Origin of the sequence: Streptomyces mobaraensis (genome assembly GCF_020099395.1) — a bacterium.
Classification (GTDB): domain Bacteria; phylum Actinomycetota; class Actinomycetes; order Streptomycetales; family Streptomycetaceae; genus Streptomyces.
In genome coordinates this window covers 6978655-6999859 of the sequence record NZ_CP083590.1, presented here as the reverse complement: position 1 = coordinate 6999859, position 21205 = coordinate 6978655, and the positions used below count along the sequence as shown (strand labels likewise).

Here is a 21205-nt window from a genome sequence, read left to right as displayed (position 1 = left end):
CCCCGTCGGCACCACCGCCGCCGTGCTCGAGCTCCTGGCCCGCGAGCCGGAACGAGGGGTCTCCTTCCGCCGGCTCACCGCCTCCCTCGGTCTGCCGGACCACACCGTCGTCGACGTGATCAGCGGACTGCGCGCGGAGGGGCTGGTCGAGTACGACGCCGGCTCGGGCACCTGCCGGCCCGGCGAACCGTTCCGCCGGTTCGCCGGCCCGGCGACCGCGACCCGGCCGGACTGCAACGACGTCCGTGCCGCGGCCATGATCTGGGCCGACGGTCTCGCCGCCCGCACCGGCATGAGCGTCCTGCTCGCCGTCGCGCACTCCGAGGGCGCACAGGTCATCCACCACGTCTTCCGGCCGGACAACCGGCCGCAGCGGCTGGCGACCGGAGACGTCCTGCCGCCCACGAGCGCCCCGGCCCGGGTGCTGGCCGGCCCGTGCGACGACCGCTGCGCCTACGAGGAGGGGACCGGCCCGGAAGAGGCCCGGCTGGCCACGTCCGTCCCCTGCCCCGACGGCGTCCGGCACGCGGCGGCGCTGTGCCTGACCGGGCCGCGGCGGCTGCTGGACCCGGAGGGAGCGGGGGGCGCGGCGCTGCGAAGAAGCGCTGCGGGACGCCGCGCGGACGGTCTCCTCCGCGCTGGTGGGCGCACCGGCACGGTGACCGCCCGGCCGGGAGGCCCGGTCGGTCAGCCGGTCAGCCGGTCGACTTCCGTCGGTCAGCCGGTCAGTGGTACAAGGTGCACTTCTGGCTTCCGCTCCGCAGCGTCACACAGGCTCGGACGGTGAGGTTCCGGTCGTTCACCATGGGCGAGTAGGTGGTGGTCCCGGAGGCGACGGCGCGGTGCTGCGTCTCGCCGGTGCCGTTCTGGACGAGGGCGTCGTCCCCGGGGCTCGCGCCCGTGAGTTCGGCCCAGGCCGCCTCGCACGCCCGGCTCCAGCGGAGGTTGACGGTACGGCCCTGGAGCTCCTGGTGTTCGAGGGTCAGCACGTCACCCGAAGCGCACTGCGTGCCGTACGGGTCCTGACCGGAACAGGAGGGACCCTGACAGCCGGCGGCGGACAGGGCCCGCGCGGGCGGCGCGGCGAAGGCGGAGGCAGGGGCAGAGGCAGAGGCGGCGGGCGGGGGCGTCGCCGAGGAGGGCGGTGCCGCCCAGCCGGCCGCGGCGCACGCGAGGACGGCGGCGAGGACGGCCGCCTTGATGTCTTTCCCGAGGTTCATCGACGTTCCTCCCTTATACGGGATATGGAGGTCGTGACGGTATCGCCGGACTGACTCCGTATGGTGGGGGTTCGACACCCATGGGCGCCAGAGCCCGTTCGGCGTACCGGAGGCGGCCGCCCCGCCAGGGCCCGGGCGCCCGGGTTGCGGGCGGACCGGCGGCACCTAGGGTGGAAACAGCCATGAAGCGAGCCCCCGGTCCCGTCGGCCCGTACCCGGCCCCGGCCCTTCCGCGGCCGGCGCGCCTGCTCGTCGTCGCCGCGTACGTCCTGCTGGCCGCGGCGGTGGGCGTCGACCTCGCCTCGGACCCCCGGCTGACGTTCTCGCCCGTGCTGGGCACGGCCCCCGTGCTGGCGAGCATCGGCACGCGGCGCGCCCGGGTCCCGTTGCTGACCGGGGCGGTGGCGCTGCTGCTGGTGGCCCCGCTGACGCTCGCGGACCCCGAAGTGCCCATCACCGTGCACCTCACGGCGGCGTTCACGGTGCTCGCCCTCACCTGTATCAGCGCGGCGAACGTGGTGCTGGTGGCCACGCGGGAACGGGAGTTGCTGCGGTCGCGCTCGGTCGCCTCGGCGGCGCAGCAGGCGCTGTTGCGTCCGGTGCCGGACCGGGTGGACGGGCTGCGTGTCGCGGTGCGTTACCTGGCGGCCGCGGCGGACGCGCAGGTGGGCGGCGATCTGTACGAGGTGCTGACGACGCCGTTCGGCGTGCGGCTGCTCATCGGGGACGTCCGGGGCAAGGGGCTGGGCGCGGTCGAGACGGCGGCGGACGTGCTGGGGACGTTCCGGGAGGCCGCGCAGGTGGAGCCGGAGCTGGGCACGGTGGCCCGGCGGCTGGACGCGGCGGTGCGGCGGCGCGGGGTGGGCGAGGAGTTCGTGACCGCCGCGCTGCTGACCGTGCCGCGCTCCGGGGAGACGGTGGAGCTGGTGAACTGCGGCCATCTCCCGCCGCTGGTGCGCCGGGACGGGCGGGTGAGCGCGGTGGGGACGGGGGACGCCGGGGAGGCGGGGGACGCCGATCCGCCGCTGGCCCTGCGCGAGCTGGCGGAGGGCTCGTACCGCTCGGCCGCCTTCGCCTTCGGCAAGGGCGACCTGTTGCTGCTGTACACGGACGGTGTGACGGAGGCGCGGGACGCGGCGGGCCGATTCTATCCGCTGGAGCGCAGACTGGCCGCGTTGCCCGAGGGCGCGCCGGGCGTGCTGACGGACCGCCTGGTGGCGGATCTGCTGGCGTACGCGGGCGGGGAACTGGCGGACGACGCGGCGTTGTTGGCCGTCCGGCGGGAGTGACCCCCAAACAAGTAAGTCAACCTTGCCAGTTTCTCTGATCGACAGCTAGCCTTCCTTTCTCTTCGGTGCGCGCCACCGCGCGCCGGGATCGAGGGAGGGTTCGCCATGCGATTCGCCGTGCGGTCCGCCATGCGCACATCCGGCGGGGACACCGGGAGGTCCGGCCGGCCACCGGAACAGGGCGACGGCACCGAGGCCGCGCCCCCGGCGCTCGGCGGCCGGTTCGTCGCGGCGGTGGCGGTCGGCTCAATGCTCAACCCGGTCAACTCCAGCATGATCTCGACGGCGCTCGTCCCCATCGGCCGGAGCTTCGGAGCCGGCCCGGCCGCCACGGTGTGGCTGGTCGCGGGGCTCTACCTGGCGAGCGCGGTCGCCCAGCCGGTGATGGGCCGGGTCGCCGACCACCTCGGCGCGCGGCGGGTCTATCTGGCGGGGCTGGTACTCGTCGGGCTGTCGGGGGCGGCCGGGCTGGTGGCGGGCTCCCTGGGGGAGCTGGTCGCCGTCCGGGTGCTGACCGGCGTGGGCACGTCGGCGGCGTACCCGGCGGCCATGGCGATGATCCGGCAACGGTCGGCGCGGGCGCCCGGCGGGCCGCCCTCCGGCGCCCTCGGCGCGCTGACCATCGCCGCCCTCGCCAGCGCGGCGCTCGGCCCGGCGCTGGGCGGGCTGCTCACCGGGCTGGCCGGCTGGCGGGCGGTCTTCGCGGTGAACATCCCGCTCGCGCTGGCCGGCCTGGTCCTCGCCCTGGCCTGGCTGCCGCGGGACGAGCCCCGGCCGCGCGCGGGAGGGGCGCGCGGCGCGTGGTCGGAACTGGACCCGGCGGGCGTCCTGCTGTTCGCCGGCACCCTGCTGCCGCTGATGTTCTTCCTCACCGACCTCACCCGCCCTCGGTGGCCGCTGCTCGCCGCCGGCGGCCTCGTCGCGGGCGCGCTGGCGGCCTGGGAACTCCGGGCGGCCCGGCACCCGTTCCTGGACCTGCGCATGCTGGCGGCGAACCGGCCGCTGGTCCGCACCTACGTCCGCTACGGGGCGTCGTTCCTCGTCGTCTACTGCGTGCTGTACGGCTATACGCAGTGGCTGGAGGAGGTGCGCGGGTACTCCGCCGCCCTCACCGGGGTGATCATGCTGCCCATGTGCGCGGTGGCGGCGCTGTGCTCGTGGGCGGGCGCGCGCCGGGCGACCGTGCGCGGGCCACTGCTGGTCGGCACGGTCGCGATGGTGGCGGCCTCGGCGGCGCTGGCGTTCACCGGGCCGGGGACGCCAATGGTCGTGCTGGTGCTGGTCGGTGTCGTGTTCGGGCTGCCCAACGGGCTGAACGCGGTGGGGAACCAGACCGCGCTGTACGCGCAGGCCCCGGCCGGGGGGACGGGCACGGCCGCCGGGCTGTTCCGCACCGCCCAGTACGTCGGCGCGGTCGCGTCCACCAGCGTGATCGGCCTGGTCTACGGCGACCGCGCGACGACCGGCGGTCTGCGCACGGCGGCCGTCGTCCTCACCGTCCTCGGGGCGCTGCTGCTGCCGGCCACGCTGTTGGACCGGGCCCTGCGCGGGCGGGGACGCTGACCGGCCGGGGCCCGGCGGACCCGGACCGGCACTCCGGGTGCTCCGGGTACGCTGGCCCGGTGAAGGCCCACGACCAGCAGTCCCCCGTTCCGGCCGCCGCTCCCGAGCTCTCCGAGCTGCGCGAGACGGCGTCCCGGATCCGCGTCCTCACCGGGCAGTTGGCCCGCCGGCTGCGCGCGGCGGGGGAACGTACGGACCTGACCCTCTCCCAGTCCGCCGTCCTCAGCCGGCTGGACCGCCGGGGCCCGGCCACCACGGTGGAGCTGGCCCGCGCCGAGGGCGTCCGGCCGCAGTCCATGGGCACCACGCTGGCGGGCCTGGAGGAGGCGGGCCTGATCGAGCGGTCGCCGCACCCCAGCGACCGGCGCCAGATCGTCATCTCCCTCAGCCCGGAGGGCCTGCGCCGGCTCGGCGAGGCACGCGAGGTGCGCGAGGGGTGGATCGCGCGGGCCCTGGAAGAGCGCTTCGACGAGAGGGAACGGGCGGTCGTGACGGAGGCGATCGGCCTGCTGGAGCGACTGACGGACGGCGCTTAGAGGCTGTCGGGGCGTCAGGGGAACTGGGCGTCCGTGTAACAGACATGTCCTCATGTAACAGACATGTACTAGGGAACGGCCAGGCGGAACGATTCGCCGGATCGGGCGCATCCTGGTGATCAGTAACGCTCGCTCGTACCGGCTCGTCCCGACTCGTCCCGAGCGCCCGGCATCCCCGACCGATTGAGGCAGAAACGATGCGTGTTCACAAGCTCACCTTCGCCGCCCTGGCCGTCGCCGCGAGCCTCTCGCTGACGGCCTGTCAGAACGACGACGACGGCAAGGGCCAGAACGACCCGTCGTCCGCCTCCTCGGCGTCGTCCGCCAAGAGCGGCGGCACGGGCTCGGGCGGCTCGGATCAGGGCGGTTCGGAGCAGAGCGGCGGGAAGGACTCCTCCGGCAAGGGTTCCGGCGGCTCCGGCGGCTCCGCCGGGAAGGGCTCCGGTGAGAAGGGCACGGCCGCAGGGGCTGGCTCCCACGAGAACGGCAAGACGGCCAAGTGCCGCACCGCCGACCTGACGATCACGGCGCGGGACCACACCATCGACGGCGACCCCGACGGCACCGTCGCGGTGGAGTTCAAGAACCGCGGCGGCCACGACTGCACCGTCACCGGGTACGCGGGCGTCGACCTGAAGACCACCGCCGGGTCGCTGTCCGCGCGGCGCACGGGCGAGCAGGCCCCGCGGGTCGTCCTCAAGAACGGGCAGTCGGTGGCCTTCGGCATCTCCTACCCGGTCAACAAGTCGGGCGGCTCCGGCGTCCGCGTCACCGGCCTGCTGGTGACCCCGCCCGGCGAGACGAACACGGTCACCCTCCGCTGGCCGGGCGGCGCCACGCTGCCCGTCACTGAGGGCGGCGGCTCGGCGGTGAAGGTCGGCCCGATCGGGAGCGCGGGCCAGGGCGGCTGATCCGCAAGCCCTTCCGCGGCCCGCCTGCCGACCCCGCGTCCCGGTCGCGCTACCGCACGCGGTGACCCGCCACTGGGTCACCGCGTGCGGGCAGACATCACCCCGCACCCGGGGCGTGCACCGCTTCTGAGCGCTGAGCTCGGTCGTTCCGGCGGCCTCGGCGCGGAAGGTCGCGGTGGCACTGCCATCCGGTGCCGTCCTGCCGGGCTCCCCTCCGAGCAGGCGCGGATCGGCGGCCTTGGGCACGCTCCAGGCCCACCGCGCGACGGTGGTCTGCCGTCCGGCGAGGTGGACGGTGATCCGTTCTCCGACGTCCACGGTGACGGGTCCGCGGCTCTGCTCCGTAAGGGCCTCCCCACTCCGCGCCCCAATCCGCATCGCGGCGGGCCCGGTGGTGACGCGGCGCAGACGAGAGCCGCGAGCAGCACCGTCGGCACGGGCCATCGGGCCGTCTTCAATCCCCCACCTCTGTCTGGTACTTCCACGGCGGCACGAGCCGTCGCCTCCCCTTCTCCCTGCCCCGCCCCCGGCCCGCCCCATGCCGGGCGTCCCCTCTGTGAGGGAACGCCCGGCACCGTGAACGCCCGACACCGTGAACGAGCGTCACCGGAAAGCGGGTTCAGCGCACGGCGGGGAGGGACGCCGGCGGGCCGAACCACCACTCCAAGGCGGACCGGACCGCGTCCCCGGCCGCTTCCGCCCCCGCGGCCGGCCCGGCCACCCAGCCGACGTGGCCGTCCGGGCGGACCAGGACCGCGTACGTGCCGGGCAGCCGGCCGGAGGGGACGGTGGCGACCGTGACCCGGCCTGCCCAAGGTGCGGCGGCCTCGCGGACGGCGGCCGGCGCCTCGGCCAGCGCGGTGTCGTCCAGCAGCAGCGCTCCCCCGCCGCTTCGGGCAGCCGGCGGGACGAGGTCGCCGGCGGGGAGCATCCGGCCCTCCCATGGGTGACCGTGCGGATCGTGGGCCGGATAGCGGGTGTTGACCCCGGTGATCGTCTCGGCGACATGGCCCGCGGTGCCCTCCGCCGTGGCCAGTTCGCCCAGGAGGTCGCGCAGGGGCGCCAGCCGCTCCCCTTCGGCGGCGATCAGCGCCTGCGCCCGGGTGTCGCGCAGCAAGCGGGTGCCGGCGGCGTGGCGTTCGGTGTGGTAGCTGTCCAGCAGGCGTTCGGGGGCCAGGCCGCGGGCCACGAGCGCGAGCTTCCAGCCGAGGTTCATCGCGTCGTCGATCGCCGCGTTGACGCCGACCGCCCCGGCCGGCGGATGAATGTGCGCGGCGTCGCCCACGAGCAACACCCGTCCGGCGCGCAGGCGTTCGGCCAGCCGGGCGGCGTCGCCGAACCGGGTGAGCCAGCGGACCTCGGCGATCTCCACGTGCCGGCCCAGCGCCCGGTCCAGCACCTCCTGGAAGAGGGCACGCGTCACCGGCTCGTCGCGGTCCTCCGGCGGATCCGGCTCGGCCGTCACCAGACGGACGTAGCCGGAGCGCGGGATGGTGAACACGGATCCGCCGCCGGGTCCGGCCGTCGTGCCGAAGGGCAGCGCCCCCGGGTCGGCCAGGACGACGTCGCCGAGCAGGGCGAAGCGGCGGGCGGGGGTGCCGGGGAAGGCGATTCCGGCCGCCTTCCGGACCGTGCTGCGCCCGCCGTCGCAGCCGGCGAGCCAGCGGCAGCGCAGCCGGAGCGGGCCGTCCGGGGTCGTGACCTCCGCGGTGACCCCCTCGTCGTCCTCCTCGAACCCGGTGAGCCGGTGGCCGCGGAGGAGTCGGACGCCGAGCTCCTCGGCCCGTTCGGCCAGCAGTTCCTCGACGCGGGTCTGGGCGATGCCCAGGATGTACGGGTGGCGGGCGCGCATGGCGGCCAGGTCGAGGGCGGCCGTCCCGACGAACGCCGTGGCCGGCAGGGTCGGGCCCTCGGCGAGGAAGCGGTCCGCGAGGCCGCGGTGGTCCAGCAGGTCGAGGCTGCGGGCGTTGAGGTTGAAGCCGCGGCAGAAGCCGGGCGGGGCGGGGTTCCGTTCCAGGACCGTCGTCCGGACGCCGGCCAGGCCGAGTTCGCAGGCCAGCATGAGTCCGGCGGGGCCGGCTCCCGCGATGAGGACGTCCGTGTGGGGGTGAGTGTCAGGCACCGGTGTCCTCCCCCGGCCACGGCAGCGCGCCGCGCTCGATCTCGTCGGCGGTCTCCCGCACCCAGCGCAGCTCCGCCTCGGCCATCGCGCGGGCGTACTCGGCCTCGATGACGAACAGCCGGGGTGCCCGGTGCTCCTCCCGTGCCGCCCGGTACGCGTCCGCGTCGGCTGCCATGCGGGCCTCCAGGGCCGCGGCCCGTTCGCGCAGCGCCTCCGCGGCGCGGCGGGGTCCCAGGGCACCGAGGTAGCTGAGGGCGGACACGAATTTGGGGAACTCGCGGGCGGGTTCGCGGATCAGCTCGTCGAGCCAGGCGGTGAAGCGGGTGCGGCCCTCGGGGGTGTGGCGGTAGACGGTACGCGCGGGGCGGCCGCCCACCCGCTCGGTGCCGTCCTCCTCGATCCAGCCGTCGCGGGCCAGCGCCCGGACGGTGTCGTAGAGGGACCCGGTGGTGAGTTTGAAGGTCAGGTCGAGCTGCCGCTCGCGCAGGACGGCGGCCATCGCGTGCGGGTGCAGGGGCCGTTCCAGCAGGAGGCCCAGGACGGCGAGGGCCAGGGGGTTGGCGGGTCTCTTGGCGGAGGGTCGTTTGGCTGCGGCGGATGTGTCCGTAGCCGGGGTGGCTACGGCCGGGCTCTCTGCGGCCAGGCTGTCTGCGGAGGGACTGCTTGCGGCCGGTTCGTCCGCGGGATTCTCGACGGGCATCTCACTCCACGCTTCTCACGGTGTGACGTTTACTCGGATCCAAATGCTCGGATCCGAGCGTAGCGAGTCGGTGCGGTGCGGTCGAGCGCCGACGGGGAGGAGATGCCGCATGTGTGCGAGGCGGGAGCGGCGCGCGGCCGCCGTCGGCCCGGCGTGCGCGGCAGACCGTGACGGCCCGAGCGTGGGGGAAAGTCCGCGAAACGGGAGTCGTTCCGCCGGCGGCAAGGGGGCCAGAGCCGACCGGACCACCGCCGTCGCCTCGGCACACCCGCCGGAGACACGGCCGTGCCGCCCCGCCTCCCCGGCCGCCCTCGCATGGACGCGTCCGTGAGGCCGACCGCGGCAGGCCGTCTTCACCTGCACGGGACGACTCGGCCGGCAGGGCGGCCGGCGCCAGGCGGTCGCCTCCGCGGGCGGAGGGGGGCCGCCGCCGAAGGGGCCTGTCACACGCCCGCGTGACCGCGCCGGCCGAATCCCCCTCCCTCCTGCTCCTACCTCTCCTACCGCTCCTACCCCTCCTGCCGCGCGGGGTCCTCAGCGTCCTCGGCGAGGTCGGACGCGTGATCCGCGGCCCACTGCGCCAGCGTGCGGCCCGGCCGGCCCAGGACCCGTTCGACGTCGGGCCGCACCTCGGGCGGCTCCTCCGCGTACTCGGCCTGGTAGCCCAGCAGGTACTCGGCGATGTCCCACGGCATTCCGGCCTTGATGTACGCGGCGCGGGCCTGGCCGTACGTCACCGTCTCGAAGCGCAGCGGTCTGCCCAGCCCCCGCTCGATCGCCGCGGCTTGTTCCCGCTGGGTGAGGCGCTGGGGCCCGCTGAGCGAGTACGCGCGCCCGGCGTGGCCGTCCGCAAGGAGCGCGGCGGCGGCCACTTCGGCGATGTCCGCCTCGTGGACGGGGACGCCGAGCGCGGCGGGGAAGGCGCTGCGTATTGTGTTCTCCGCGCGGATCGACGGGCCCCACATGTCCAGCTTGTTGCCGGCGAATTCGCCGGGCCGCACGTGCGTCCATGGCAGGCCGGAGGCTTCGATGACCTCCTCGACGTCGCGCAGCATCTCGTAGCTGCCCGGCCGGCGCACGGTCACGGCGAGGCCGGACAGGTCGACGATCCGCCTGACCCCGGCGTGCGTGGCGAGTTCCGTGAAGGCGCGGGCCTGTTGCACCGCGTGCCGTGGGTCGAGCATCCCGGACATGTAGTGAACGGCGCCCACCCCGTCGAGCGCCGCGGCGACTCCCGCGAGATCGGTGAGACTGCCCGCCGCCACCTCGACGGCTGCGGGCAGCCGGGCTCCTTCCGGATTCCTGGTCAGGGCGCGTACACGCCGTCCGGCCTCCAGCAGCCGGTCGACCAGGACGCGGCCGACCTTCCCGGTCGCGCCGGTCACGAGAATGGTCATGGGTTTCCTCCTTGGCTGGTGCCCAAGTCCTCGGCGGGCGGCCGACGATAGGTCGGCGAGGGTCACTCGCGCACATGAGCCCATGTCTCGTTTGGCGGGGTCGGCGGAGGGCCGTCGCGAGTGCGTACGATCACGCGGATGGAGGCACTCGCTCAGCGCCTGGTCCCCGACGAGATGTGGGAAGCGGCGCGCCCGCTCCTGCCGGAGATGCCGCCCAGACCGCAGGGCGGTGGCAGGGCCCCGGCCGACGCGCGCAGGGTCATGGTGGCCGTCGTCTACGTGGTCACCAGCGGCTGCGCCTGGCAGCAACTCCCGTCCTCGTTCGGGGTCAGCGTGCCCACGGCCCACCGCTGGTTCACCCGCTGGAGCAGCGCGGACCTGTGGCGGAACCTGAGCGAGACGACGTCCCGCACCCCGGCCCTCGCCGCCTGGACCAGGGCGGTCCACGAGTGCGCGGCGCGCCGCGCGTACCCCTGAGAAAGTCACCATCCGAGACATGGCACCGCTGCCGCCTGCCCGCGCCCGTCGGAGCGGGGCCGCCGAGTGGCGGTCCACCGCCGAGGCGCATGCCGGTCGCCTCGCCCACACCCGCCCGCCCGCCCGGCAACGACGAGGGCACGGGAGGGCACAGCACGGGGTCGCCGGGGACCCCGGCATGACGGATCGGCGCGGGGCGGGAGTTCAGTTCCCCAGCAGCTTCGCCTCCGTCTCCGGGTCCAGGCCGACCGGCGGGCGGTCCGGGCGCAGCGGCGGTACGCCGCCCAGGGACTCCAGCCAGGTCCAGGAGTCGGCGACGGTCTCCTCGACGGGCCGGCAGCGCAGCCCGGCGGCCAGGGCCTTGCCGACGCCGGCCGTGAAGATCGTGGTGTGGTCCTCGCCCGGCGGCAGCCAGATGGGCAGGTCGGTCCAGGGGGCGACCCCGGCCGCGAGGATCGGTTCGGGGTCCGTCCAGCACAGTTCGGCGGCGGAGCCGGTGACCCGGACGCAGGTTTCCAGGAGTTCGCCCATGGTGGTGTGGCCGGGTGGGCTGACGAGGTTGTAGGGGCCGCTGAGGCCGCGCGCGGCGGCGTCCAGGGTCCAGGCCGCCAGGTCACGGGCGTCGATGTACTGGATCGGCGACGCGGCCGGGCCGGGGGCCAGGACGCGGCCGCCGCGCGCGACGCGCAGCAGCCACCAGGGCAGCCGGCCGACGTTCTCCCCAGGGCCGAGCACCAGCCCGGCCCTGGCCAGCAGCGCCCGGTCGCCGAACGCGTCGCACGCCGCCAGTTCCCCGCCGCGCTTGGCCTCCGGGTAGGGGACCTCGCCGGCGTCCGGGGAGCCCTCCACCAGCGGGCCGTCCTCCGCGAGGCCGGCCGGGCAGGGGTGCCGGTGGACGGAGCGGCTGGAGATGTAGGCGTAGCCCGCGGCCCGGCCGGCCAGCAGCCGGGCGGTGTCGCGGACGGCCGAGGGCGCGCCCGACCAGGTGTCGGCGACCAGGTCCCACGCGCCGCGCTCCAGCGCGGCCAGTCCACCCTCCGCCCGGCGGTCGCCGTGCAGCACCGTCACACCGGGCGGCGCGGGGTGCCGGCCGCGGTGGAAGACCGTCACCTCCCAGCCGCGGACCAGGGCCTCGTCCGTCAGGGCGCGGCCGACGAATTCCGTTCCTCCGAGTATCAGCAGTCTCATGATCGTGACCCTGCCCGTGCGGGGTGCCGGGCGGAAGCCCCGCATGCTCTGGGCGTAATCCGGGGAGGGTCGGATTCCGGAGGGCGGGCGGGGACGCTCGTGGGAAGGCGGGTACGGACGTGACGCGACGGGACGACGTCGGCGACGGCGACAGCGGCGGCTACGGCTACGGCTACGGCGACAGCGCCGGCCGCACGGTGGCGATCGTGGGAGCCGGGGCCGCCGGGACGAGCGTGTTCGCGCATCTGGTGGCGGCCCTGCCCCGCGCGGGCGGCAGGCCCATCGGATCGGTGCTCGTGGTGGACCCGTCGCCGCCCGGCTGGGGACTGGCCTTCGGGGACGACGATCCCCTGCTGATGTGCAACAGCGCCGCCAACATCAACTCCCTGCTGCCCGACCGGCCGGACGACTTCGTCACCCACCTCCGCGCCCGGGGCTGGACGGGCGCCCCCGACACCTGTGTGCCCCGCGCCGCCATGGCCGCGTACTGCGCGGACCGCTGGGCGGACACCCGTGACACGGCCGAGCGAACCGGTGTGACGGTTCGTCATCTTCCCTGCCTTGCCCTGTCCGTAGGGCTCGCCGGCGGTCGTCCCCGGCTGCGGCTGGACGACGGATCGGAGCACACGGCCGACGACGTCATCCTGGCCACCGGGGTGCACCGGCCGCGCGTGCCACGGGGGTTCGCCGCGTTCACCGGCCACCCCCGCTACGTGGACAGCCCGTACCCGTCCGCCCGGCTGCGCGCCTCGCTCGGTACCGGGCGGCGGCGCGTCCTCGCGCTCGGTTCGCGGCAGTCCGCGGTGGACGCCGCGCTGCTGCTGTGCCGGGACGGTCACCGCACCACGCTGACCTCGCCGTCCGGGTCCCTGCCCGCGGTACGGCTCTCGCTGCACGCCCCGCCCCGGGACTTCCCGCCGCTGGAGCGGATGGCCCGGCTGGGCCCCGACGACCCGCTGCTGGACCGGCGGCTGACGCGCTGCGTGGTGGAGGCCGTCCGGCTGCTCGGCGACCGCCCGCTGCGGGCGCAGACGTCCCGGGCCGCCGACCCCGTCCGGCGCCTGGCGGAGGACACGGCGCTGGCCGAGGCGGGGGTGTGCCTGTGGCCCGGGGTGGCGGTGGCCGTGATCGAGGCGCTGACCGCCTTCGCCGACGGTCTGCCGGCCGACCGTACGCTGTCCCTGATGCGGCGCTTCGACTGGTTCGTCGGCCGCTACCTGACCGCGCTCACCGTCGTCAACGCCCGCCGCCTGCTGGAGCATTGCGCGACGGGCGCGCTGCGGGTGGCCCCCGCCTACCCGGAGTCCGTCGCCTTCGCGGACGGGGTGTGGCGGGTGTCCACGCCGGGCTCCGGCCCGCCCGAGACCTACGACTACGTGGTCAACGCGACCGGTTTCCGGCCGCCGGAGGTGAGCTGGCGGGCGGACGGTAGCGAGCTCCTCCTCTCCCCCGCCGGCACCGTCGTCGACCGCCTGGAGGCGGACCTGCGAGTGCGCCGGGCCCCGGACGCGCCGCCGGAGCGTGTCTGGCTGGCCGGGGTCGGCACGCACGTCCGCATCCCGTTCGCCAACCACCTGCGGACGGTGACCCGGCAGGCCCGGTGGGTCGCCGGGCAGGTGGCGGCCCGCGGCTGAACGGGGTGGCGGGTGGCGGGGTGGCGGGATCGCGTCCTTGCCCGCCGGGCCCCCGGCCGGTGGATACTGGCCGCGGCCGGCGCCCGGCCCGCCGGAACGAAACGTTCCGAGCGGCGGGCCGTCGACGCGCCGGAGCGCTGTCCGTCGGGAGGGATGACTCATGGCGATGGTCCGGACACGGCGCGGCGAGGACGGCGTCCTCAACCTTCCCCGGACGGCGACGGGCGTCGACCAGTTCTTCCACGCGGTCCGCGCCCGCCGGCCGCGCCGGCCGCCGGGGCTGCCCGGGGAGCCGCGCTGGCGCGGCGAGTTCGTCGTCCCGGACGCGGACGGGCCGCGCGTCACGCTCCAGGAGTTCGGCTACGCGAGCCGCGAACTCGCCCGCCACGGCGACACGGTGGACGACACCGCGCTCGTCGGCCCGTTCCGCCTCCTCACGGCGGAGGGGCTGGACCGGCTCGCCGAGGTGTGCGACCGGCTGGAACCGGCCGCCGGCTCCAGCCGGTTCATCGCCACCCGCCGGCTGCGCGGCGCCGACCTCGTGTCGCCGTTCCTCCACAACATGATCCGCGACCGTGGCTTCCTGCTCGCCTGCTCCCGGATCGCCGGCGTCCCGCTGATCCCGCACCCGCTGCGCCTGCCGACCGCGCAGATCAACTACTTCGAGGGCCGCGGCCGCCCGGAGATCGTGCGGTGGCACCGGGACGGCATGGACTACGTCTTCACCCTCCAGCTCAGCGACGGCGCCGACTACGAGGGCGGCCGGTTCACCTACTTCCAGGGCCGCACCGGCGAGTTCGACGACGTGACCGCCGACGACCCGCGCATCCGCGAGGCGGACTGCGGGGCCCGCGGCGCGACGCTCTTCCTCCACGGCAGCCGCATCTTCCACGCGGTGACCCCCGTGACGCGGGGCCGCCGCGTCACCCTGGTCGTCTCCCTGTTCTGCCCGTACTTCGCCCGGCGCGACTCCAACACGTTCTGGCACCTGGCCGGCGACGACGGCATCCTCGCCACCGTACCCGGCTGGCTCCGCCTCAAGTGGCCCGTCCGGGACCCGGCCCTGGACTTCGGCCTGCGGGCGGGGAGTCCGGTGGTGACATGGGAGGATCTGCGCCGCTGAGGCGCGGCGGGGGCGTGGCGCGCGGGCGGAGTGTGGCCTGGCCGGCGAAGTCGGCACGGTAAGCGCCGCCTTCCGCGCGCCCCGGACCGTCGCCCGGCCCGTACCGCCTTGACGACGGCGGGCGGATCCGCGCCGTCCACCCCACCGCCGGCCCGCCGCGCGCCGATGCCGTGACGTGAGACCCGCGGGCGATCGGCGGTCGCCGGCCCTTCGGCCCCGCCTCGGTCACGTGGGCAGGTCGGCGGAGAGGAAGGGAGCGAGAAGCGCGGACAACGCGTCGGGGCGGTCGAGGGGGATGATGTGCCCGCAGTCCCGGAGGTGGTGTCCGACAAGGTCGTCGGCGAAGGGACGGAGCTGGCGTTCGAGTCCGGTGCCGACGGGGGTGGGAGCCGACGGTCATGGTGGGCATGGTCAGCCGGGCCGTCGCGACGGCGTCCTCGATCTGCCGCGCGCTGGTGGGCAGGGCCCGGTAGTAGGAGAACGCGCAGCGCAGGGCCTCGGTCCCGGTGTACGCGTGGACGAAGGCCGCCCGGATGTCGTCGGGGACTCCACGCCCGAGCGTTCCCGCGTCGAGGAACCAGTCGACGTACGCGGCCTCGTTGCCGGCCAGGACGGTCTCGGCGAGGCCGGGGACGGCGTGGAAGCCGAACCACCACGGGACGCCGCCCGCGGCGACGTACTCCGCTCCGGGCAGGTCGCCGAGCAGGGCCTCCATCACGACCAGGCGCCGGACGCGGTCGGGCCGGCGCAGCGCGAGCAGGACGGCGGGCGCGGTGCCCGCGTCGATGCCGACCACCGCCGCCGAGGGCTCGCCGAGCGCGTCGAGCAGCCCTTCGGCGTCGGCGGCGAGGGTACCCGCGTCGTACCCCTCGGCGGCACGCTCACTGGCGCCGAAGCCCCGCAGGTCGGGGGCGATGACCCGGTGGTGCCCGGCCAGCCGGTCCATGACGCCGCTCCAGAGCCGCCAGGTGTGCGGGAAGCCGTGCAGCAGGAGGACCGCGGGCCCGTCCCCGGCGATCGCGACGTTGAGCCGGACGCCGTTCGTCGTGACACGGCTCGTCGTGACACGGCTCGTCGTGACACGGCTCGTCGTGACACGGCTCGTCGTGACACGGCTCGTCGTGACGCGGCGCGGGTGGTGTGCGGTGGTGGCGGGCATGACGGCTCCCCGGTGCGGTGACGATCGATGCGGTTACGATTGGTGACCAGACAACGATAGGTAACCGCTGGGCCGCTTCCCAGACGGCACTTTCAGGGAAGGTGGTGAGCCCCAGGTGACCACCCGAGGAGCCCGGGCCGCCGGTCGCGGGGTGCGCGGCGATCTGTTCGATCCGCAGTGCCCGACGCGGCGGTTGCTCGACCGCATCGGTACGAAGTGGACGTCCATGGCCGTCAAGACGCTCGCCGACGCGGCACCGGACGAGGTGCGCTTCGCTGATCTGAGGCGCCGGATGCCCGGCGTCTCGCAGAAGATGCTGTCCGTGACGCTGCGGAACCTGACCCGCGACGGGCTGGTGTCACGCCGGGTCGAACCGGCCGTGCCGCCGCGGGTCTTCTACCGGCTCACCGAGCTCGGGCTGTCCCTGGAGGCCGCGCTCGCGGGGCTGCGGACCTGGGCGGAGGAGCACATGGCCGAAGTCGACCGCGCCAACGAGGCGGCCGGCCGGGAGGCCGACGAGGGGTGAGGCGGGCCGGTTCCCGCGCTCGGCCCCCGGCACCGTGCCGGCCCGCTCCGTCCCGGGCAGCGTGCCGCCCCGGGGCAGTCACACCCCGTGCGCCCCCAGCCGCGCCAGTTCCCCCTCCGTCAGGACGAGGTCGGCCGCCGCCGCCGAGTCGCGGACGGTCTGCGGGCGGGTGGCGCCGGGGATGGGGACGACCGTCGGGGAGGCGGCCAGCAGCCAGGCCAGGCAGACCTGTTGGGGGCTGACGCCGCGTTCGGCGGCGACGGTGTGGAAGGCGGCGTGGGTGTCGTCCGCGGCGATGCCGGAGGTGCCGTCGAGGGAGCTGCGGGAGACGCCGCCGAGGGGGCTCCACGGGAGGAAGGCGATGCCCAGTTCGGCGCAGAGGCGCAGTTCCGGCGCGCTGTCCCGGACGGCGGGCGAGTAGCGGTTCTGTACGGAGACCAGCCGGTCGCCCAGGATGTCGCGGGCCAGCCGGATCTGTGCCGTGTCGACGTTGGAGATGCCGGCGAGGCGGACGGTGCCCGCGTCGAGGAGCTCGCGGAGGGCGCCGAGGGAGTCGGCGAACGGCACGTCCGGGTCGGGCTTGTGGAGCTGGTAGAGGCCGATCGCCTCGGTGCCGAGGCGGCGCAGCGACTCCTCGCAGACGCGCTTGAGGCGGCGCGGGTCACCGTCGACCGTCCAGCCGCCGTCGGGGGTGCGGCCCCGGCCGCCCTTGGTGGCGACGAGGACGGCGTCGCGGTCGCCGCCGTACGTGGCGAGGGCGCGGGCGACGAGCAGTTCGTTGTGGCCGGGCTCCCCGTTGGGGGCGTGATAGGAGTCGGCCGTGTCGATCAGGGTGATGCCGGCGTCGAGCGCGGCGTGCACGGTGGCGACGGCACGGGCCTCGTCGGGGTGGCCCTCGATGGACAGGGGCATCGCCCCGTAGCCGATCGCTCCGACGCGGACGTCGCCGAGTGTGCGGTGGCGCATGTCAGTGGCTCTCCCGGAGTGTGTCGGTGAAGACGTCCGGCAGCCATGCCGAGGCGTCACGGAAGGTGTATCCCAGGCCGGTCGCCCGGGAGTTGTCCATGGCGTAGAAGCGGTCGAAGGCGAAGGGCGAGTACGGGCCTTCGGGCGCGGCCTTCAGGACCGCGTGCCCGCCGGGAATGCGTGCGGCGAGCAGCCGGCACAGCTCGGCGGCGTCGACGAGCCCGTGCGAGCAGGCGTTCACGGGTCCGGTGAATTCCTGTCCGGACGTCCAGAAAAGGAAGTCCGCTATTTCGTCGACGTGAATGAACGTCGACGGATGGGCGGCCGGCGGAACGGCGATCGGGGCGCCCGTCCGGATGCGGTCGGCATAGTGCGCGAGGCGTCCGGTGAAGTCGTCGGCGCCGCCCAGCACATGGGCCGTGCGCACGGCGACGGACGGGAAGGCGGGGTCGGCCGCGAACACGGCCTCGGCCTGGCGCTTGCCCTCGCCATAGCTCCACGGCTCCGCCGGGGCGCGGTCGACCGGCAGGGACGCGGCGTCGAAGGCGGTCTCCGGCAGCGGGCCGGAGGCGTCGGCCACACCGTCGTACACCTCGATCGTCGAGGTCATCACATAGCGCCGGGTGCGGCCGGTGAAGACGCGGCGGGCGATGTCCGCCTGGACGGGCGTGTAGCAGACCTGGTCGAGGACGACGTCGAAGGTGCGGTCGCCGAGGGCCGTCCGCAGGGCCGTCTCGTCGTCGCGGTCGGCGACGGCATGAGCGGCGCCGGGCGGGGGCGTGGCGGAGCCCCGGTTGACGACGGTGACCGTCGCGCCCGCGTCGAGCAGCCGGGAAATCAGCCGTTTCCCGAAATAGCGATTCCCGCCGATGACGCAGACGTCCCGCGGTACACCGTCGCGTGGCATGGCCGAAGTCCTCCCGTTCCGGGGCCGGTCCGGGGCGGATTCCCCGCCCGTTCCCCATTCCGTTTTCCGATGCGGACCAGTGTTACCGTGACTGATCGTTTCCTGAAGGGGGAGTCATGGGAGATCCGGCCGTCCTGCCGAAAGAACCTCGGTATCCGCGCGGCACGGCCAACGATTCATCGGCGGCTTTCGACGCGGTCGACCGGCGCCTGATCGGCCTGCTCCAGGCCGAGGGCCGGATCACCCTCAGTGAACTGGGCCGCCGGGTGCGGCTGAGCCCGGCCGCGGTCGCCGAGCGGGTCCGGCGGCTGGAGGGCGGCGGGGTGATCACCGGGTACGCGGCCGAGGTGTCGCCGGCCCGGCTGGGGTACGGGGTCCAGGCGTTCGTCCGCGTGAACCCGTACCCCGGCTACACGCTGCGCCACCCGGCGGTCACCGTGCTCACGGACCGCCCGGAGGTGCTGGAGGCGCATCACGTCGTCGGCGAGGACTGCTGGATGCTGAAGGTCGCCGTGGTGGACACCGGGCATCTGGAGGAAGTGCTGGAGCGCGTCTCGGCGTTCGGGCGGACGACGACGTCGGTGGTGCTGTCGTCGCCCGTCCCGCGCAAGACGCTGCTGCCGGCCGAGCCGCGCCCGGCCGGCTGAGCGGAGACGGCCGGAGAAGGAGCGGCGGCGGCCCGGTCGGCCGGAGAAGGAGCGGCGGCGGCCCGGTCATCTCCTGGCGCGCAGGCGCTGCATGCGCCAGAACAGCACGAGGAACAGGACGAGCAGCAGGTCGTCGGGGAGCGCGCCCGCCCCGGGATCCCCTCTGGGACCCGCCCCGGACAGGGTGACCACGCGCGGGCGGCTGCCCATCTTGTCGTAGGAGATCTCCAGCGGCCCCACCGTGCGCACCCGGCTGCCGTGTTTGTCGTAGTCGAGACCGTACGGGCCGATGCGCCGAAGCCTGTTGCCGAGTTGGTCGAACTCCAGGTCCCAGGTGCCGACGGCCGTGGGTCGGCTGGTCCACTTGGTGTAGGTGAGCTCGGTGGGGCCGATGCGGCGGATACGCGCGCCCATGCGCTCGCACTCGATGTCCCAGGGGCCGAGCGCCGTCGGCATGCCGCTCCACTTGGTGTACGTGATCTCGGCGGGACCGATGCGGCGCAGCCGCGCGCCCATGGAGTCGTAGGACAGCTCGATCTCCATCCGTCTCACCTCCTCCTCTCCCCTGCCCGTGACGAGGCTCAGTGCCCGCCCGTGACCTTGAACCCGCGCGGTACCAGCCACACCGTCAGGACGGTGACGGCCGCCACGATGCCGGCGGAGACGTACGCGGTGGTGGTCAGCGCGTCGTCGAAGGCGGTGTGCGCCGCGTCGAGGACCCGCCGGCCGGTCTCGCCGCCGGCGCGCCGGGCGACGTCGGCGGCGCCGCCGACCGAGCCGCGGGCCTCGTCCAGGTCGGCGCCGCGGAGCGGCAGTCCGGTCATGTGCCCGGTGAAGACGGCGCCGTGGATGCTGCCGAGGAGGGCCACGCCCAGGCCGACGCCGAGTTCGTAGGCGGTCTCGGAGACGGCGCCCGCCTGCCCGGCGCGGTGCGGGGGCACGGCGGAGACGAGCACGGCGGCCGCGGCGGTCATCGCCAGCCCGTCGCCGAGGCCGAGTAGCGCCAGGACCCCGGCGACGACCGGGTACTCGTTGGGCACGGGGGTCAGGGCGAGCAGCAGGAAGCCCGCGACCAGCGCGCCGAGGCCGGCGGCGAGGACCGTGCGGACGCCGGCGCGGTGCATGACCCAGGGCGACGCGAGCGAGCCCGCGAGCATGGCCGCCGCCGACGGCAGGGTGCGCAGCCCGGCCTGCGACGGCGAGTAGCCGTGCACGTACTGGAGCCACAGCGAGATCAGGAACAGCGCGGCGCCGATCGCGAGCATGGCGAGCAGGGTGGCCAGCGCGGCGGCCAGGAAGGGGCCGTTCCGGAACAGCCGTACGTCCAGCAGGGGATCGTGGGAGGCGAGCTGCCGCCGGGCGAAGAGGGCGAGCAGCAGCACGCCGAGGAAAAGCACGCCCAGGTCGGCCGGGGCGAGGCTGCCCTTGGCGACGTGTTTGACACCCCAGGCGAGGGCCACGACGCCGGCGACGGAGAGCAGGGCGCCGAGCCGGTCGAGGGGCCCGTGCTGGGGCGCGCGGTACTCGGGGAGCAGGCGCAGGCCCGCCGCCACCGTCACGACGACGATGGGGACGTTCACCCAGAACGCGGCCGACCAGCCGTACCGCTCGACGAGGAACCCGCCGATGAGCGGGCCGAGGCAGGCGCCCGCGCCGGCCACCGCCGCCCAGATGCCGATGGCGAGCGCCCGCTCGCGGTCGTCGGTGAAGACCGCCCGGATCAGTGACAGGGTGGACGGCATCACCATGGCGCCGCCGAAGCCGAGCAGCACGCGGCCGAGGATGAGCTGCCAGGAGCTGTCGGCCGTGGCGGCGACCACGGAGGCGAGGCCGAAGAGGACGAAACCGGTCAGGAACATCCGTTTGCGGCCGAAGCGGTCGCCGACCGCGCCGCTGGTGACCAGCAGGCCGCCGAGGACCAGGCCGTAGATGTCGATGATCCAGAGTTGCGCGAGGGGGCCGGGGTGCAGGTGGTCGACGAGCGACGGCAGGGCGACGTTGAGGATGGTGGCGTCCATCGCCACCAGCAGCAGGCTGGCGCACAGCACCGCGAGGACCGCCCAGCGGTCCGCCCTCTTGCCCGGCGCGGGAGCCCTTTCGCCCGGCGCGGGGGCGGCGGCCCGGCGCGGGTGGTCGCCGGTCATTCGAGGAGGCCCCGGCGCATCGCCTCGGCGACGGCGGCGGCGCGGTCGGACACCCCGAGCTTCTCGTAGAGCCGCTGGGTGTGCGTCTTGACGGTGCTCGCCCCCAGGTAGAGCTCGCCGGCGAGCTGCGGGATGCTCTTGCCCTCCGCGAAGCCGCGGAGCACCTGCCGTTCGCGGTCGGAGAGGACCGTCTCGTCGCGGTCGGCGCGCAGCCGGATCTGGTCGACCAGGCCGCCGGAGAGGTCCTCGGAGACGACCTGCCCGCCGCGGGCGACCTTCAGGACGGCGTCAACGATCTCGGAGCGCTTGGCGTCCTTGGCGAGATAGCCCGCGGCGCCCTCCTGGACCGCCCGGTAGACGACCGCGCCGTCGGTGGTCGCGGACAGCAGGAGGGCGCGGGTGGGCAGCCGGTCGCGGACGATCGCGTGCAGCACGGCGAGGCCGTCCAGGCCGGGGAGCCGGTAGTCGATCAGCGCCACCCGTGGTTCCAGCCGGCGGACGGCGTCGAGGGCGGCGGGTCCGTCGCCCACCTCGGCGACCACGTCGATCCGGCCGTCGAGCCGGAGGCCGCGGGTGATGCCCTCGCGGTAGACCGGGTGGTCGTCGGCGACCACCACCGTCACCTGGGTACCGGAATCGGACTCCATGGGCTCGCCACCACTTCCGTGCTCGCGGTCGCCGCCGTCCGGGCCGCGC

20 protein-coding genes and 1 pseudogene are annotated in these 21205 nt (G+C 75.0%); 10 read left to right on the top strand and 11 right to left on the bottom strand.

What is annotated here, in order from left to right:
- Window positions 1-22 precede the first annotated feature (22 nt).
- Complete coding sequence (locus tag K7I03_RS30990) at window positions 23-787, top strand: IclR family transcriptional regulator (RefSeq protein WP_224347298.1); 765 nt, start codon at window positions 23-25, stop codon at window positions 785-787.
- On the opposite strand, the gene K7I03_RS30985 is transcribed toward K7I03_RS30990, so the two are convergent.
- Complete coding sequence (locus K7I03_RS30985; RefSeq protein WP_185941028.1) at window positions 726-1220, bottom strand: DUF2690 domain-containing protein; 495 nt, start codon at window positions 1218-1220, stop codon at window positions 726-728. The two genes, K7I03_RS30990 and K7I03_RS30985, sit on opposite strands and share 62 nt — an antisense overlap.
- A gap of 182 nt (window positions 1221-1402) precedes the next feature.
- Here K7I03_RS30985 and K7I03_RS30980 point away from each other — a divergent pair, with 182 nt between their 5' ends.
- The 4 genes from K7I03_RS30980 to K7I03_RS30965 all read left to right on the top strand — a co-directional run bounded on the left by K7I03_RS30980 (window position 1403) and on the right by K7I03_RS30965 (window position 5519).
- Window positions 1403-2509 carry a PP2C family protein-serine/threonine phosphatase gene (locus K7I03_RS30980; protein ID WP_185941027.1) on the top strand — a complete coding sequence of 369 codons (1107 nt, stop codon included), beginning with the start codon at window positions 1403-1405 and terminating at the stop codon, window positions 2507-2509.
- 105 nt (window positions 2510-2614) lie between these two features.
- Complete coding sequence (locus K7I03_RS30975; protein WP_185941026.1) at window positions 2615-4072, top strand: MFS transporter; 1458 nt, start codon at window positions 2615-2617, stop codon at window positions 4070-4072.
- A 59-nt stretch (window positions 4073-4131) separates the two neighbouring features.
- Window positions 4132-4608, top strand: coding sequence for a MarR family winged helix-turn-helix transcriptional regulator (locus tag K7I03_RS33965; protein WP_263457561.1), 477 nt, complete (start codon window positions 4132-4134; stop codon window positions 4606-4608).
- Between the two features lie 197 nt (window positions 4609-4805).
- The gene (locus K7I03_RS30965) at window positions 4806-5519 is read left to right on the top strand and encodes a DUF4232 domain-containing protein (protein ID WP_185941025.1); all 714 of its coding nucleotides are present in this window, start codon (window positions 4806-4808) and stop codon (window positions 5517-5519) included.
- A 619-nt stretch (window positions 5520-6138) separates the two neighbouring features.
- On the opposite strand, the gene K7I03_RS30960 is transcribed toward K7I03_RS30965, so the two are convergent.
- From K7I03_RS30960 to K7I03_RS30950, 3 genes are all read right to left on the bottom strand, one after another.
- Window positions 6139-7641, bottom strand: a complete 1503-nt coding sequence (locus tag K7I03_RS30960) for an FAD-dependent monooxygenase (protein ID WP_185941024.1) — start codon at window positions 7639-7641, stop codon at window positions 6139-6141.
- Window positions 7634-8341, bottom strand: coding sequence for a PadR family transcriptional regulator (locus tag K7I03_RS30955; protein WP_224347297.1), 708 nt, complete (start codon window positions 8339-8341; stop codon window positions 7634-7636). Before K7I03_RS30955 ends, K7I03_RS30960 begins: the two co-directional genes overlap by 8 nt.
- Before the next feature lie 509 nt (window positions 8342-8850).
- The gene (locus K7I03_RS30950; protein WP_185941023.1) at window positions 8851-9738 is read right to left on the bottom strand and encodes an SDR family oxidoreductase; all 888 of its coding nucleotides are present in this window, start codon (window positions 9736-9738) and stop codon (window positions 8851-8853) included.
- Window positions 9739-9876: 138 nt separating this feature from the next.
- Here K7I03_RS30950 and K7I03_RS30945 point away from each other — a divergent pair, with 138 nt between their 5' ends.
- Window positions 9877-10215, top strand: coding sequence for a transposase (locus K7I03_RS30945; RefSeq protein WP_185941022.1), 339 nt, complete (start codon window positions 9877-9879; stop codon window positions 10213-10215).
- 204 nt (window positions 10216-10419) lie between these two features.
- Here the strand turns inward: K7I03_RS30945 and K7I03_RS30940 are convergent, their stop codons facing one another.
- The gene (locus K7I03_RS30940; RefSeq protein WP_185941021.1) at window positions 10420-11403 is read right to left on the bottom strand and encodes an NAD-dependent epimerase/dehydratase family protein; all 984 of its coding nucleotides are present in this window, start codon (window positions 11401-11403) and stop codon (window positions 10420-10422) included.
- A 119-nt stretch (window positions 11404-11522) separates the two neighbouring features.
- Between K7I03_RS30940 and K7I03_RS30935 the strand changes: the two genes are divergently transcribed.
- A complete protein-coding gene (locus K7I03_RS30935) occupies window positions 11523-13037 on the top strand; it encodes an FAD/NAD(P)-binding protein (RefSeq protein WP_185941020.1) in 1515 nt (504 codons plus the stop codon).
- 160 nt (window positions 13038-13197) lie between these two features.
- On the top strand, window positions 13198-14160 hold the full coding sequence (locus K7I03_RS30930; RefSeq protein WP_185941019.1) for a 2OG-Fe(II) oxygenase: 963 nt from the start codon (window positions 13198-13200) through the stop codon (window positions 14158-14160).
- Window positions 14161-14385: 225 nt separating this feature from the next.
- Here the strand turns inward: K7I03_RS30930 and K7I03_RS30925 are convergent.
- Window positions 14386-15319, bottom strand: a pseudogene (locus tag K7I03_RS30925) (alpha/beta fold hydrolase).
- A 115-nt stretch (window positions 15320-15434) separates the two neighbouring features.
- Between K7I03_RS30925 and K7I03_RS30920 the strand changes: the two are divergent.
- On the top strand, window positions 15435-15845 hold the full coding sequence (locus tag K7I03_RS30920) for a winged helix-turn-helix transcriptional regulator (protein WP_185941017.1): 411 nt from the start codon (window positions 15435-15437) through the stop codon (window positions 15843-15845).
- A 78-nt stretch (window positions 15846-15923) separates the two neighbouring features.
- Here the strand turns inward: K7I03_RS30920 and K7I03_RS30915 are convergent, their stop codons facing one another.
- Entirely contained in the window at window positions 15924-16811 is an 888-nt protein-coding gene (locus tag K7I03_RS30915) for an aldo/keto reductase (RefSeq protein WP_185941016.1), read from the bottom strand.
- Window position 16812: 1 nt separating this feature from the next.
- A complete protein-coding gene (locus K7I03_RS30910; RefSeq protein WP_185941015.1) occupies window positions 16813-17718 on the bottom strand; it encodes an NAD-dependent epimerase/dehydratase family protein in 906 nt (301 codons plus the stop codon).
- A 116-nt stretch (window positions 17719-17834) separates the two neighbouring features.
- Here K7I03_RS30910 and K7I03_RS30905 point away from each other — a divergent pair, with 116 nt between their 5' ends.
- The gene (locus tag K7I03_RS30905) at window positions 17835-18365 is read left to right on the top strand and encodes an Lrp/AsnC family transcriptional regulator (protein ID WP_185941014.1); all 531 of its coding nucleotides are present in this window, start codon (window positions 17835-17837) and stop codon (window positions 18363-18365) included.
- Between the two features lie 66 nt (window positions 18366-18431).
- Here the strand turns inward: K7I03_RS30905 and K7I03_RS30900 are convergent, their stop codons facing one another.
- The 3 genes from K7I03_RS30900 to K7I03_RS30890 are packed head-to-tail and all read right to left on the bottom strand — an operon-like array spanning window position 18432 to window position 21156.
- Window positions 18432-18908 carry a hypothetical protein gene (locus tag K7I03_RS30900; protein WP_185941013.1) on the bottom strand — a complete coding sequence of 159 codons (477 nt, stop codon included), beginning with the start codon at window positions 18906-18908 and terminating at the stop codon, window positions 18432-18434.
- Between the two features lie 38 nt (window positions 18909-18946).
- On the bottom strand, window positions 18947-20509 hold the full coding sequence (locus K7I03_RS30895) for an MFS transporter (protein WP_185941012.1): 1563 nt from the start codon (window positions 20507-20509) through the stop codon (window positions 18947-18949).
- Window positions 20506-21156: a response regulator transcription factor gene (locus K7I03_RS30890; RefSeq protein WP_185941011.1), complete on the bottom strand. Its 651-nt coding sequence runs from the start codon at window positions 21154-21156 to the stop codon at window positions 20506-20508. Before K7I03_RS30890 ends, K7I03_RS30895 begins: the two co-directional genes overlap by 4 nt.
- Between the last annotated feature and the right edge of the window lie 49 nt (window positions 21157-21205).

Coding starts and splice junctions, on each gene's coding strand:
- K7I03_RS30950 (WP_185941023.1), bottom strand. CDS start 9,738: ATGACCATTCTCGTGACCGGCGCGACCGGGAAGGTCGGCCGCGTCCTG.
- K7I03_RS30955 (WP_224347297.1), bottom strand. CDS start 8,341: ATGCCCGTCGAGAATCCCGCGGACGAACCGGCCGCAAGCAGTCCCTCC.
- K7I03_RS30980 (WP_185941027.1), top strand. CDS start 1,403: ATGAAGCGAGCCCCCGGTCCCGTCGGCCCGTACCCGGCCCCGGCCCTT.
- K7I03_RS30900 (WP_185941013.1), bottom strand. CDS start 18,908: ATGGAGATCGAGCTGTCCTACGACTCCATGGGCGCGCGGCTGCGCCGC.
- K7I03_RS30965 (WP_185941025.1), top strand. CDS start 4,806: ATGCGTGTTCACAAGCTCACCTTCGCCGCCCTGGCCGTCGCCGCGAGC.
- K7I03_RS30985 (WP_185941028.1), bottom strand. CDS start 1,220: ATGAACCTCGGGAAAGACATCAAGGCGGCCGTCCTCGCCGCCGTCCTC.
- K7I03_RS30940 (WP_185941021.1), bottom strand. CDS start 11,403: ATGAGACTGCTGATACTCGGAGGAACGGAATTCGTCGGCCGCGCCCTG.
- K7I03_RS30910 (WP_185941015.1), bottom strand. CDS start 17,718: ATGCCACGCGACGGTGTACCGCGGGACGTCTGCGTCATCGGCGGGAAT.
- K7I03_RS30915 (WP_185941016.1), bottom strand. CDS start 16,811: ATGCGCCACCGCACACTCGGCGACGTCCGCGTCGGAGCGATCGGCTAC.
- K7I03_RS30945 (WP_185941022.1), top strand. CDS start 9,877: ATGGAGGCACTCGCTCAGCGCCTGGTCCCCGACGAGATGTGGGAAGCG.
- K7I03_RS30895 (WP_185941012.1), bottom strand. CDS start 20,509: ATGACCGGCGACCACCCGCGCCGGGCCGCCGCCCCCGCGCCGGGCGAA.
- K7I03_RS30930 (WP_185941019.1), top strand. CDS start 13,198: ATGGCGATGGTCCGGACACGGCGCGGCGAGGACGGCGTCCTCAACCTT.
- K7I03_RS30890 (WP_185941011.1), bottom strand. CDS start 21,156: ATGGAGTCCGATTCCGGTACCCAGGTGACGGTGGTGGTCGCCGACGAC.
- K7I03_RS30905 (WP_185941014.1), top strand. CDS start 17,835: ATGGGAGATCCGGCCGTCCTGCCGAAAGAACCTCGGTATCCGCGCGGC.
- K7I03_RS30975 (WP_185941026.1), top strand. CDS start 2,615: ATGCGATTCGCCGTGCGGTCCGCCATGCGCACATCCGGCGGGGACACC.